At 48.7% G+C, this 15,080-nt stretch carries 4 protein-coding genes; all 4 read right to left on the reverse strand.

Translation table 11 applies throughout. The annotated features are described in order from the left end of the window. Window positions 1–188: 188 nt before the first annotated feature. Entirely contained in the window at window positions 189–3,893 is a 3,705-nt protein-coding gene (locus KBW69_RS09980; RefSeq protein WP_257280761.1) for a DUF4116 domain-containing protein, read from the reverse strand. 241 nt (window positions 3,894–4,134) lie between these two features. After that, a complete protein-coding gene (locus KBW69_RS09985) occupies window positions 4,135–7,830 on the reverse strand; it encodes a DUF4116 domain-containing protein (protein ID WP_257280762.1) in 3,696 nt (1,231 codons plus the stop codon). 248 nt (window positions 7,831–8,078) lie between these two features. After that, window positions 8,079–11,759 (reverse strand): DUF4116 domain-containing protein, encoded by a 3,681-nt coding sequence (locus KBW69_RS09990; RefSeq protein WP_257280769.1) that lies wholly within the window; start codon window positions 11,757–11,759, stop codon window positions 8,079–8,081. Between the two features lie 175 nt (window positions 11,760–11,934). Beyond that, window positions 11,935–15,080 (reverse strand): PEP/pyruvate-binding domain-containing protein (locus tag KBW69_RS09995; RefSeq protein ID WP_257280763.1); only part of this gene is annotated, 3,146 nt, incomplete at its 5' end.

The raw sequence follows: 15,080 nt of genomic DNA on the forward strand, positions 1-15,080 counted from the left end.
ACTTAGTCGTCTGAATGCCAGTGAGAGTGCTCATCAGATAATCCAGGCGGATTACACATTACAACGATTAAAATGAAGGTTAAATAACGTTAGAGAATAGCTTTAACTATCGGTGATAAGCACCTGACCAGATGGTACTTGGAGATTGAGCCATAAAAGTCCGGTAAACAGCAGTCCATTACCCGTCACTAAGGTTCATCATCGACTTTTTCCAGGCCCAGAGCTTTAAGAAGCCTGTGAAGCTCAGGGTTTCTGAGGGTTGCTGAACGGATAAAGGCATTATCATGCTGAAGCTCAGTAGCCGCATACATGAAAGCATGAGAATTATGTTCAATTAAGTTCAGCAAATACTCGCGATCATTCAATACCTCTTCACTGGCGTAATCTAAGTTACGAATATCTCTGGCAACTGCGATTTGAACAATGTTTTTATCTCCTCGTAATCTCTCACTTGCATACTTCAGAGCCGATGGAGTCTTTGAGATAGCAGTCTTTACAACAACATCATCATCCTGAAATTTCGGAGCTGCATAGAGCAGTTGATACCCATCCCGCGTGATTGCGGTCATGACAACATGTCTATCACCCTTCAGTTCTTCACTAACATATTCCAGATTATCCGGGGCTTCGGCAATGGTTGTTAATACAAGATCCCTATCGTTTCTAATCTGTTGGCTGGCATATTTCAACCCATGCTTCAGCAGAACATCCCTGACCTTTTCTTTATGAGCCATAGACGGCTGACACGGTGGAATATAAAATTTCAGTCGGTAATTGTGGGATGGCTCAACCACAAAGTATTGATCACTCAAACCATAGATATGCTCAATCAATGAGATGGCGTTAGCTTTATTGGGATCTAGTAATAAAAGATGATGTAATAGTTCCCTGCGGGTGTCCTCACTGACCTCATCACTCATTAACATTTCCTTAAGATGATCCTCCGATTTTTTCATACATGCTACCAACTGCCGACTATGATCAATAAACTCTTGGTGGGGAGTACTTAATAACGGGTAGCAACTGAAAGTCATCTTATTGAACTTCCAATAAACCATTAAGAAAAGACAATGTTGAAAGGCGAACCTGTCGGTTTCTACTGGAGCATTGCTGTTAAGGCGTTCTGCAAGCAAGCTAAAGTTCCATTGATCTCCTTCAAAAATAGCTATGCCCCTCAATAGACTATCCAGGTCACGAGTTGCAGTTACCACAGTGAACAGTTTTTGGAAGGCACCCAACATGGCTTGAGTGGATGTTATTCGGACGCATTCGACGATAATTTCTCCCACTGCAGGGTTGTAACCCAGCTCCATGCTATCGGCATCTTTATGAAGTCCGATCGCTTTCAATAACCGTACCAGAAGCCACATACGTTTCAATTTATGAGGTCCATCACTGCCATCAGGGCGACGAAATCTGTCAGAAAACTTCAGCCGCAAGGTTCGTTCTTTTCCTCCCCCAGCGTTTTCAAGCAGCTCGATAAGGCCCACATGAAGTCCTAACTCCAGGTTAACAATTAAGGCGTCAACCAAGCTAACAACAGTCACAGGGCGCATTATTCCTTCGATGGCGGCTTTGAAGGACGGCGTCAATAGGGACGCCTTTTTTCTCGGGGGTGTGAAATCAACATAGGTGACTGCCCATTTCTGATGGGATACTGTGCCCTGACCCGAAGTCGTAGAGACCGGCGCCAGTGCATTTACGAAGCGCTGATGCAGGGCAAAAATCAGCTCATGAACACTTCGAACCTGCTCAGCCTCTCCGGGATTGAGTGCCTGAAGAGAGGATTGCAGTTGCTGGCAGGCTGCCACCCACTGACTAAACACTCTCGGGGATACCTGCCCTTCTTCAGCGGCCTGCATGGGCGTAATGATACTCTCTAACCCAGATCGAATGGTTTCTTTCAGCGTCACGAACCGGTTGCTCAGTTTCGGAAATTCATCCCGCAATGACTGAACCTCGCGCGAACAGCTTTTACCGGCCAGCTGCAGAAAGGCTTCGTAACCCTCCAACATTTCTTCAGCCCCATAAATCAGCCGGTTTACGTTGTCCCTGGTCTCTTCCAGTAGCTTTGCTCGTTGCGGTGACATGCTCAGTTTTATCGGGTTCGCCAGACAACCCAGTCCACCGCCGGGGGCAAAAAACGACAACAGGAGGGCATTTTGATCTGTAAGCCAGCGAAAACAGCTGGCGACGTGACGTAATAAGCATCTATGTAGGGGAGCCAATTCACGCTTTGACGGGACGGCTTTCGCTAACGGCTCGTCAGAAAAGGCAGAGGACAGGCTTCTGTGGCTGACCATTTTTTCGGTCATGTCACCGACAACAATAAAGGCTCCGGGCTGCCCGTTAAAGCGGGCGCAGGCCAGTGTCGCCTGTTGGCCTTCCTGAGCGGCCATTGCTGCAAACTGTTCACCGGCCAGCATTAAGGTTTTTTCCTCCTGTCTCATAAGGATCGCCACATGATCATTGAATCCTCCTTCAGCAAAGACAAACCCCCCTGCCCGCTTCAGGAATTCGGGCTCAAGCATCCACCCTTCAGCATGATTGGCCACGACAATGGCTCCCTTTGTCATCGTGTCTGCCTCGCCTTTTTTGGCCAGCCAGATGGAACCGATGCAATAGCCTTCGCTGACGACCTCACCAGTGGCCAGAATGCCTTCCGGCATGGGCATCGCAAAATCCATGCCGCCCGTGAGCCGGGTTATGGGGCGCACCTGCAACGGGAACACCCCCCCTTGAAAATCGATGGCAAACTCCACATCCACAGGGCAGAGCAACAGGTTTTCCAGCTTTGTCACCATCTTCCTGAGGTCTGAAACCATGTCATCAGTGAGTTGTAGTCCACCGTCGTCTGATCGGCCATCCGCATTATGAATGATGGTTTCCGAATAGCCGTTATTATCCGTGTTTTTTTGGAGAATGAAGCGACTTGAAACCGTCCCGGGAAAGTATTGCCAGCTGTCAGTTTCTCCTTTGCGAGCAATATCGATGCGGTGGGGCGTGTTACCGGACTGTCCTGCCACTACGCCTCTGGGCTGACCGAGCGTGTACTCAATCCTGACGGTATTATCCTGAAAGGACATAAAGCTCATGACGACCCCGCCATATCGGCAATCAATGCAATGCTGGATGATCAACGCCATAGGTTGAGGTATACCCTGGGGACAGACTTCAGGCCGGTAACCTGAAGCCATGACCTTAAGGCAGGTACGCAACACATCCTCTTCGCCCTGAACTTCCGAGAGATATTTACCTGCCTGGGCATCGCCGTAGTTGTCTTCGTTGATGCCAGAACTGCGGATAATCACCGGCTGTGATATGGACTTTTCGTCCAGCTGACCGCGCAGATCCCTAATATGCTGGGCCGCTTCAGAATCTTTAACCTGCTCGTAAAAGTCATTACTGGCAACAAAGGTCGCCAGACCCGCCAGCCATTCATCCCTTTTGTTTTGTTCTGAAGGTGGCAAGCTATTGAGGTATTCCCTGATCTTCATCAGGCTGCACTCTGTCCAAGGCTTAGTGGCAATCTCCGGAAGATAGGGGGTTAAACTATCGATATCCAGCGGGTGTTGTTCAAAAGCCTGCATGACCTGAGCAGTAACACATTTAAACGGTGGGACAGACAAACCTGTTTGCTGCATGAGCTGCAAAAACATCCCCTTGCCACCCAGTTGTTTCCGGCTGGCGGGAGAATAGTCAGCAGCCTGATCTGAAGAATATAAACTGCAGGCGCTGCAGAAGCGCTTGGCCAGTGGTGTTTCGCCGATCGGAACGCCACTGGTATCAGGATCGTCGAAATACCTTTTGAATGGACTACTGTCCTCGTTACCCTGAGTTGGATTCTTTGTCGGGTTGTGGTGATATGATTTGTCAAATCTTGCAGGTTGCATCAAGACATCCCTCCAAAGTTAATATTCATCCATGATTTAATGGCCAGGAGCCTGTCGCATTAATCGCTTACTTTTCTTTTGACCATGATGTTTTTATAAAGTTCCCCCTTCAACCTGTCGCAGGAAATAAATCAGTTACGAGCGACTGAAACAATTTTACGTCACGATCTGGAATGAATTTTTTTTTCACGGTAAAAAAACGACAATAAGCTGGCAACATGGTTTGCACTGACCAATGCTGTCAGAATAGATAAGGCTTTATTCTTAGGTTTCGAATGTGTTGACTAACCTCGGGGTTTCTTTTTCTTGCTGCCTCGACAAAGGCCTCATCATTTTTAAGCGCCTCATTCGCAAAAGTGAAAGCCAAAGCATCACTTTGAATTAAGTCCAGCATATGCTCGCGATCATTCAATATCGTGTCAGTGGCATAACGTAATGAATAAATACAACCAGCAATTGCGATTTGAATAATATCTTTATCACTTCGGACTTTTTCACTTGCATACTCCAGAGCTGCTGGAAAGTGTTTGACAGCGGCCATTACCACCTTTTTATCACCCTTAAGTTTCGAGCTGGCATATTGCAGCTGACTACCGCATAGAGCGACTGATGTCATGACAACATCTCTATCATCCCTTAGTCCTTCACTCACATATCGCAGTTCATCTGGATGTTCTGAAATGGCGGGTAATACCATCTCTTTATCATTCAGAACCCGCTGGCTGGCATACTCCAGCCCATTCTTCAACAGGGTATTCCTGAGCTTTTCTTTATCATTCCCAAGCGTCTGAACCGGTGGAACATCAAACTCCAGACGGCCACTGCAGGGGGGGGTGATAACAAAGAATTGACCTACTAAATGGGAATACAGAAGCTCAACCAATCGAGTACCGATTTCAGGATTTATCAATAAAAAATGCTGTAAGAGTTCCCTGCGTTTGTCCTCAGCGATCTCATCATTCATCAACAGTTTCTGAAGTTCGTCATCTGATTTTCCACAACACTTGCGCAAACGTTTAACATGATGAATAAACTGTTGGTGGTTACTCAACAACGAGTAGAAACGCGGCGCTATGCATAAAGAGTTATAGACGATTGTGAAAAGGCCATGTTGAAAGTCAAATCTATCGGCTTCTGACGCAACATCACCATCAAGGCGTTTTGCAAGCCAGTTGAAGTTACACGGTTCCCCTTCAAAAAAGACTCTGTGCAGCAAGAAAGTGTCCAGGTCTTCAAGACCACCCAGCGCAGTGATCAGTTTTTCAAAGGTATCCAGCATATCTGGAGTTGATGCTATTCGGGGGCATTCGATAATGATTTCTCCCGCCACGGCGTTGCAACTGAGCTGCATGCCATCAGAATATTTATCCAGTTCGATTACTCTCAGCAACTGCACCAGAAACCACATACGCTGTAACTTACCGGGTTTATCGCTGCCATCAGGTTTCTCAAATTGGTCAGAAAATTTCAGCCGCAAGGTTCGACCTTTCCCCCCCTCTGCGTTTTCAAGTAGCTCGATAACGCTTCTGTGTTGTCCAAGCCACAGGTTAACAATCAAGGCATCATCCATACTGACGACAGTAATCTCTGAACACCGTAATTTTTCGATAACTGCCTTACCGGACGGACTCAACAGCATTGCCTTTTCACCGGACCTAACCGAAGTTGTGCAATCAACATAGGTGACAAACTCTTCCTCAGATAACCTGCCCCGACCCGAGTCCAGAGTGACCGGAGCCAGGGCTTTTATGAAGCGCTGATGCAGGACAAAAATCAGCTCATGGACACTTCGAACCTGCTCAGCCTCAGCGGGATTGAGTGCCTGAAGAGAGGATTGCAGTTGCTGACAGGCTGCCACCCACTGACGAAACTCTCTTCGGGATACCTGCCCTTCTTCAGCGGCTTGCATGGGCAGAACGATACTCTCTAATCCGGATTGAATGGTTTTTTTCAGCGTCTCGAACCGGTTGATTAATTGCTGTGACTCATCCAGCATTGGCTGAACCTCGGATGAACCCTTGTCACCCGCCAGCAACAAGAAGGCACGGTAACCCACAAGCATTGCTTCAGCCCCGTGAATCAGTCGGTTTACGTTCTCTCTGGTCTCTGCCAGTATTTTTGATCGTTGTGGCGACATACTTAATTTTATCGGGTTTGCCAGACAATCCAGTCCACCGCCGGGGGAAAAAAACGACAACAGGCGGGCATTTTGATCGGTGAGCCATTGAAAACCGCTGGCGACCTGACGGAATGTGCCTTCAGGGGGCGACAAATCATCCCTTGATGGGACGGCTTTCGTTAACGACACATCAGAAACATCAGAGGACAGGCTTCTGTGACTAAGCAGTTTTTCGGTCATGTCACCGGCAACAATAAAGGCTCCGGGCTGCCCGTTAAAGCGGGCGCAGGCCAGTGTCGCCTGTTGGCCTTCCTGAGCGGCCATTGCTGCAAACTGTTCACCGGCCAGCATTAAGGTTTTTTCCTCCTGTCTCATAAGGATCGCCACATGATCATTGAATCCTCCTTCGGCAAAAACAAAACCCCCTGCCCGCTTCAGGAATTCGGGCTCAAGCATCCAATCTTCAGCATGGTTGGCCACGACAATGGCTCCCTTTGGCATCGTGTCTGCTTCGCCTTTTTTGGCCAGCCAGATGGAACCGGTGCAATAGCCTTCGCTGACGACCTCGCCAGTGGCCAGAATGCCTTCCGGCATGGGCACAGCAAAATCCATGCCCCCCGTGAGCCGGGTTATGGGGCGCACCTGCAATGGGAACACCCTCCCCTGAAAATCGATGGCAAACTCGACATCCACGGGGCAGAGCAACAGGTTTTCCAGCTTTGTCACCATCTTCCTGAGGTCTGAAACCATGTCATCAGTGAGTTGCAGTCCACCGTAGTCTGTTCGGCCATCCGTATTATGAATGATGGCTTCCGAATAGCCGTTATTATCCGTGTTTTTTTGAAGAATGAAGCGGCTTGAAACCGTCCCGGGAAAGTATTGCCAACTGTCAGTTTCTTCGTTGCGAAGAATATCGATGCGGTGGGGTGTGTTACCGGACTTTCCTGCCACTACGCCTCTGGGCTGACCGAGCGTGTACTCAATCCTGACGGTATTATCCTGAAAGGACATAAAGCTCATGACGACCCCGCCATATCGGCAATCAATGCAATGCTGGATGATCAACGCCATGGGTTGAGGTATACCCTGGGGACAGACTTCAGGCCGGTAACCTGAAGCCATGACCTTAAGGCAGGTACGCAAAACATCCTCTTCGCCCTGAACTTCCGAGAGGTATTTACCCGCCTGGGCATCGCCGTAGTTGTCTTCGTTGATGCCAGAACTTCGGATAATCACCGGCTGTGTTGTCGAGGATCCAATCAGCTGACTGCGCAGTTCAGTGATATGTCGCGCGGCTTCAGAATCTTTAACCTGCTCGTAAAAGTCATTACTGGCAACAAAGGTCGCCAGACCCGCCAGCCATTCATCCCTTTTGTTTTGTTCTGAAGGTGGCAAGCTATTGAGGTATTCCCTGATCTTCATCAGGCTGCACTCTGTCCAAGGCTTAGTGGCAATCTCCGGAAGATAGGGGGTTAAACTATCGATATCCAGCGGGTGTTGTTCAAAAGCCTGCATGACCTGAGCAGTAACACATTTAAACGGTGGGACAGACAAACCTGTTTGCTGCATGCGCTGCAAAAACATCCCCTTGCCACCCAGTTGTTTCCGGCTGGCGGGAGAATAGTCAGCAGCCTGATCTGAAGAAGATAAACTGCAGGCGCTGCAGAGGCGCTTGCCCAGTGGTGTTTCGTCGATCGGGACACCACTGGTATCAGGACCGCCGAATTGCCTTTTAAATGAACTCCCGGCCTTGGTCTCCTGAGTTGGATTCGTTGGCGGGATGAGGTGATATGATTTGTCAAATCGAGCAGGTAACATCAGGCATCCCTCCGAAGTTAACATTCATCCATGACTTAATAGCCAGGAGCTTGTCGCATTAATTGCTTACTTTTCTTTTGACCATGATGTTTTTATAAAGTTCCCCCTCAACCTGACGCAGGAAATAAATCAGCTACGAGCGGCTGAAACAATTCTTCGTCACGTTCTGGAATGAATTTTTTTTCACGGTAAAAAAACGACGATAAGCTGGCAACATGGTTTGCTCTGACCAATGCTGTCAGAATAGATCAGACTATTCTCAGGTTTCGAATGTGTTGACTAACCTCGGGGTTTCTTTTTCTTGCTGCCTCGACAAAGGCCTCATCATTTTTAAGTGCCTTAGCCGCATAAGTGAAAGCCAAAGCATCTCTTTGGATTAAGTCCAGCATATACTCGCGATCATTCAATATCGTTTCAGTGGCATAATGTAAGGAATGCATATCGCCATCAGTTGCGATTTGAATTATATCTTTATCACCTCGGTTCTTTTCACTTGCATACCTCAGAGCTCTCGGATAGTTTTTAACAGCGGCCATTACCACCTTTTTATCACCCTTAAGTTTCGAGCTGGCATATTGCAGCTGATTACCCTCTCGGGCGACTGATGCGATGACAACCTCTCTATCATCCCTTAGCTCTTCACTCACATATTTCAGTTCATCCGGATGTTTTGAAATGGCCGGTAATATAAGATCTCTATCATTCAGAACCCGTTGACTGGCATATTCCAGTCCATTCTTCAACAGGGTATTCCTGAACTTTTCTTTATCATTCCCAAGCGTCTGAACCGGTGGAACATCAAACTCCAGACGGCCACTGCAGGGTGTTTTGATAACAAAGAATTGACCTTCTAAATGGGGATACAGAAGCACAACCAATCGATTACCGATTTCAGTGTTTATCAATAAAAAATGCTGTAAGAGTTCCCTGCGTTTGTCCTCAGCGATCTCATCACTCATTAACAGTTTCTGAAGTTCGTCATCTGATTTTCTCCGACACTCGCGCAAACGTTTAACATGATGAATAAACTGTTGGTGGTTACTCAACAACGAGTAGAAACGCGGATCTATGCATAAAGAGTTATAAACGATTGTGAATAGGCCATGTTGAAAGTCAAATCTATTGGCTTCTGACGCAACATCGCTATCAAGGCGTTCTGCAAGCCAGTTGAAGTTACACCGCTCCCCTTCAAAAAAGGCTCTGCGCAGGAAAATGTCCAGGTCTTCAAGACCACCCAGTGCAGTGATCAGTTTTTCAAAGGCATCCAGCATATCTGGAGTTGATGTCATTCGGGGGCATTCGATAATGATTTCTCCCGCCACGGCGTTGCAACTGAGCTGCATACCATCAGAATGTTTATCCAGTTCGATGACTCTCAGCAACTGCACCAGAAACCACATACGCTGTAACTTCCCGGGCTGACCGCTGCCATCAGGTTTCTCAAATTCGTCAGAAAATTTCAGCCGCAAGGTTCGTCCTTTCCCTCCCTCTGCGTTTTCAAGTAGTTCGATAACGCTTGTATGTCGTCCAAGCAACAGGTTAACAATCAAGGCATCATCCATACTGACGACAGTAATCTCTGAACACCTTAATTTTTCGATGACTGCCTTACCGGACGGACTCAATAGCATTGCCTTTTCACCGGACTTAACCAAAGTTGTAAAATCAACATAGGTGACAAGCTTTTCCTCAGAAAGCCTGCCCTGACCCGAAGCCAGAGAGACCGGCGCCAGTGCATTTACGAAGCGCTGATGCAGGGCAAAAATCAGCTCATGGACACTTCGAACCTGCTCAGCCTCTCCGGGATTGAGTGCCTGAAGAGAGGATTGCAGTTGCTGGCAGTCTGCCACCCACTGAAGAAACTCTCTCCGGGATACCTGCCCTTCTTCAGCGGCTTGCATTGGCAGAATAATACTCTCTAACTTGGATTGAATGCTTTCTTTCAGCGTCTTGAAGCGGTTACTCAGTTCCGGAAATTCATCCCGCAATGACTGAACCTCGCGCGAACACTTTTTAACGGCCAGCCGCAAGAAGGCATCGTAACCCTCCAACAGTGCTTCAGCGCCATGAATCAGTCGGTTTACGTTCTCTCTGGTCTCTGCCAGTATCTTTGATCGTTGTGGCGACATGCTTAATTTTATCGGGTTTGCCAGACAATCCAGTCCACCGCCGGGGGCAAAAAACGACAACAGGCGGGCATTTTGATCGGTGAGCCACTGAAAACCCCTGCCGACTTGACCGAATGTGCCTTCAGGGAGCGACAGATCATCTCGTGATGGGACGGATTTTGCCGACGGCACATCCGAAACAGCAGAGAACAGGCTTCTGTGACTGACCATTTTTTCGGTCATGTCACCGACAACAATAAAGGCTCCGGGCTGACCATTAAAGCGGGCGCAGGCCAATGTCACCCGTTGGCCACCCTGAGCGGCCATTGCTGCAAACTGTTCACCGGCCAGCATTAAGGTTTTTTCTTCTTGTCTCATAAGGATCGCCACATGATCATTGAATCCTCCTTCGGCAAAAACAAAACCCCCTGCCCGCTTCAGGAATTCGGGCTCAAGCATCCACTTTTCAGCATGGTTGGCCACGATAATGGCTCCCTTTGGCATCGTGTCTGCCTCGCCTTTTTTGGCCAGCCAGAGGGAGCCGGTGCAATAGCCTTCGCTGACGACCTCGCCAGTGGCCAGAATGCCTTCCGGCATGGGCATGGCAAAATCCATGCCGCCCGTGAGCCGGGTTATGGGGCGCACCTGCAACGGGAACAGCCCCCCTTGAAAATCGATGGCAAACTCGACATCCACAGGGCAGAGCAACAGGTCTTCCAGCTTTGCCACCATCTTCCTGAGTTCTGACGCCATGTCATCAGTGAGTTGTAGTCCACCGTCGTCTGTTCGGCCATCCGTATTATGAATGATGGCTTCCGAATAGCCGTTATTATCCGTGTTTTTTTGGAGAATGAAGCGACTTGAAACCGTCCCGGGAAAGTATTGCCAACTGTCAGTTTCTTCTTTGCGGGAAATATCGATGCGATGGGGCGTATTACCGGACTGTCCTGCCACTGCGCCTCTGGGTTGACCGGGTGTGTACTCAACCCTGACGGTATTATCCTGAAAGGACTTAAAGCTCATGACGACCCCGCCATATCTGCAATCAATGCAATGCTGGATGATCAGCGCCATGGGTTGAGGTATACCCTGGGGACAGACTTCAGGCCGGTAACCTGAAGCCATGACCTTAAGGCAGGTACGCAAAACATCCTCTTCGCCCTGAACTTCCGAGAGGTATTTACCCGCCTGGGCATCGCCGTAGTTGTCTTCGTTGATGCCAGAACTGCGGACAATCACCGGCTGTGATATGGACTTTTCGTCCAGCTGACCGCGCAGATTCCTGATGTGTCGCGCCGCTTCAGAATCTTTAACCTGCTCATAAAAGTCATTACTGGCAACAAAGCTCGCCAGACCCGCCAGCCATTCATCCCTTTGGTTTTGCTCTGAAGGTGGCAAGGTGCTTAGGTATTCCCTGATTTTAATCAGGCTGCACTCTGTCCACGGCTTAGCGGCAATCTCTGGAAGATAGGGGGTTAAACTCTGGCTATCCAGCGGGTGTTGTTCAAGAGCCTGCATTACCTGAGCGGTAACACATTTGAACGGCGGGACAGACAATCCTAATTGCTGCATGAGCTGCAAAAACATCCCCTTGCCACCCAGTTGTTTCCGGCTGGCGGGAGAATAGTCAGCAGCCTGCTCTGAAGAAGATAAACTGCAAGCGCTGCAGAAGCGCTTGGCCAGTGGTGTTTCGTCGATCGGAACGCCGCTGATATCAGGACCTCCGAATTGACTTTTAAATGAACTCCCGGCCTCGGTCTCCTGAGTTGGATTCTTTGTCAGGATGGGGTGATATGCTTTGTCAAATCCAGCAGATAACATCAAGACATCCCTCCAAAGTTAATATTCATCCATGATTTAATAACCAAGAGCCTGTTGCGTTAATCAATTACTTCTTTTGACCATGATATCTTTATAAAGTTCAGCCATCGGGCTGAAGCACGCAACAGGAAAAACAACAAGGAGCTGGGAACACGGTGTGTAATGGTCAACGCTGTCAGAATAGATTAGACGTTATTCGCAAATTTCCGAGCCTGTCTGTAAAACTAGAGTGACACTCTCGAACTCGTTGACTGCCATATTTCAGCCCATGCTTCAATAAGGCTTTCTTTAGCTTTTCTTTATGCTCCGCAAGCCAGTGAGTCGGTCGGAGATTATACGGTGGGAGATCAAACGGTGGGACTGCAAACTTCAGTTTATAGTCCATTGATGGGCTGATAACAAAGTATTGATCTCTAAAATCGGGATACACATCCTCAACCAATAGAGTAGCTTCATCAGGATATAACAATAAAAGATGTTGTAAGAGCTCCCTTCGCATGTCCTCACTTATCTCATCGCTCATTAACATTTCCCGCAGACTGTCTTTCGATTTTCCCTCAATAAACACATGCCGCACACACACTCTTAAACACTGTCCATGATGAATAAACCGCTGGTAATGGTCGCTTAATAACTGACAGAAAGCGTCAGAAGAAGATGAAACTCTCCGACAAAACACTAAAAAAAGGCAATGCTCAAACGCAAATCTCTCAGCTTCTGTTGCAACATTGCCATTAAGGCGCTGTGCAAGCAAGTTGAAGTCCCACTGATCTCCTTCAAAAATGGCCCTGCATTCAAATAAACTATCCAGATTATACATTTCATCTAACACAATGATCAGTTTCTCAAAGGCACCCTGCATGTTGTTACGTGATTTCATTCGAGGGCATTCAACGGTAATTTCTCCCGCTACGGCGTTGCAACCCAGCTTCATGCTATCAGAATTTTCATCCAGTCCGATCGCTTTCAGAGACTGCACCAGAAACCACATACGCTTTAACTTGCCGTCTTCATCAACGCCATCAGGTTCCTCAAATTGGTCAGAAAATCTCAGCCGCAAGGTTCGTTCTTTTCCCCCATCTGCATGCTCAAGAAGTTCAACAAGTCCCACATGACTTCCTAACTTCAGGTTAACAATCAAGGCATCATCCATACTGACGACAGTCCCTGAAAGCCCTAACTTTTTCATTGATGCTTTGTCGGACGCCCTCAACAGCGGTGCCTCTTCACCCGGGGACGTGCAATCAACATAGGTCATGTACCGTTCCTTGGATATCCTGCCCTGACCGGAGGCCAGAGCGACCGGCGCCAGTGCCGCTACAAAACGCTGATGCAGGGCAAAAATCAAGTCATGGACACTTTGGCACTGCTCAGCCTTCCGGGAATGAAGTGCTTGAAGACTGGATTGAAGCTGATGGCACTCTGCCAGCCACTGTCGAAACGGGAATACCTGCCCTTCTTCAGAGGCTTGCATTGGATGGACGACAGCCTCTACCCGTGATTGGATGGTCTTTTTCAGTGCCCCGAACCGGTTGTTCAATTGCGGTACTTCATTCAGCAATGACTTGTGCTGGAATGAACCACTGTTATCCGCCAGCAGCAAGAAGCTCTGGTAACCCTTCAACATGGCTTCAGCTCCATGAATGAGCCTGCTTACGCTCTCCCCGGTCTCTGCCAGTAACTTTGATCGTTGTGGCGACATGCTCAGCTTTATGGGGTTTGCCAAACAATCCAGTCCGTAGCCGGGAGCAAAAAATGCCAACAGGCGGGCATTTTGATCTGTGAGCCATTGAAAACCGCTGGTGACCCGGCTGAATGCGCCTTCAGAGGGAGACAAATCATCCCGTAACGGGATGGCTTTTACAGATGAAACATCAGAAACAGCAGAGGACAGGCTTCTGTGACTGTCCAGATTTTCGGTAATGTCACCGGCAACAACGAAGGCACCGGGCTTATCTTTAAAACGGGCGCAGGCCAGTGTGACCGGTTGGCCATTCTGTGCGACCATTGCCGCATACTCGCCGCCGACCAGCATTAAGGGTATTTTTTTCTGTCTCAGGAGGATCGCCACATGATCATTGAATCCCCCTTCGGTAAAGACAACCCCCCCTGCCCGATTCAGGCATTCAGGCTCAAGCATCCACTCTTCAGCGTGGTGAGCCACGACAATGGCTCCCTCTGGCATAGCGCCTGAATCACGCTTATTAGCCAGCCAGAGTGGTCCTGTGCAAAAGCCTTCGCTGGCCCCCTCGCCAGTGGCCAGACTGTCTTCGGGTATGGACATGGCAAAATCCATGCCGCCAGAGAGTCGGGTGACAGGACGTACCTGCAACAGGAACAGGCGCCCCTGATGATCGATGGCAAACTCCACGTCTACAGGGCAGAGCAGCAGGTTTTCCAGCTCTGTCACCACTCGCCTGAGCTCTGAAACCATGTCATCACTGAGTTGTTGTTCGACGTCGTTTGATTGGGCATCGGCATCATCAATGCTTGTTTCCGAATAGCCGTTATTGTTCTTGTGCAGGACAAAGTGACTTGAGATCGTTCCGGGAAAATATTGTGAGCTGCCAGCTTCTTCTGTACGACCCTCACGATAAATATCAATGCGGTGAGGCGTGTTACCGGACTGCCCTGCCACAACACCTCTGGGTTGGCCGGGAGTGTATTCAATCCTGACGGTATTATCCTGAAAGGACTGAAAGCTCATGGCGACCCCACCATATCGGCAGTCGATGCACTGTTGAATGATCAGCGCCATGGGTTGCGGTATGAATTCGGAACAAATTTCAGGCCGGTAACCTGAGGCCATGACCTTAAGGCAGGTTCGTAAAATATCGTCTTCTTCCTGGACTAAAGAGAGGTATTTGCCTGCCTCGGCATCGCCGTAGTTATCTTCATTGATCCCGGAACTGCGGACAATAAGCGGCTGTGATGTTAATAGCCCGTGATCCCTGATGTGTCGGGCCGCTTCTGAATCTTTAACCTGCTTATGAAAGTCCTCACTGGCAATAAATTTCGCCACACCCGTCAGCCAGCTATCTCTTTTGGTTTGCTCTGAAGGTGGCAAAGCATTCAGCCGTTCCCTGATGTTCGCCAGACTGATCTCTGCTTGCGGTTCATCGACCATCCCGGGGAGATAGTGGGCCAGACATTGGATATCCAGAGGGTGTTCTTCCAGTGCATTCATGACCGTAGTTGTCACACACTGAAACGGAGGCACAGATAAACCGGCTTCCTTCATGCGCTGCAAAAACATTCCCTTGCCGCCAAGTTGTTTCCTGTTGGGGGCAGGATCAACAGCCTGACCTGAAACAGATGGAC

This window comes from Endozoicomonas sp. ISHI1, from assembly GCF_024606225.1.
In the GTDB taxonomy this organism is placed as follows: domain Bacteria; phylum Pseudomonadota; class Gammaproteobacteria; order Pseudomonadales; family Endozoicomonadaceae; genus Endozoicomonas_A.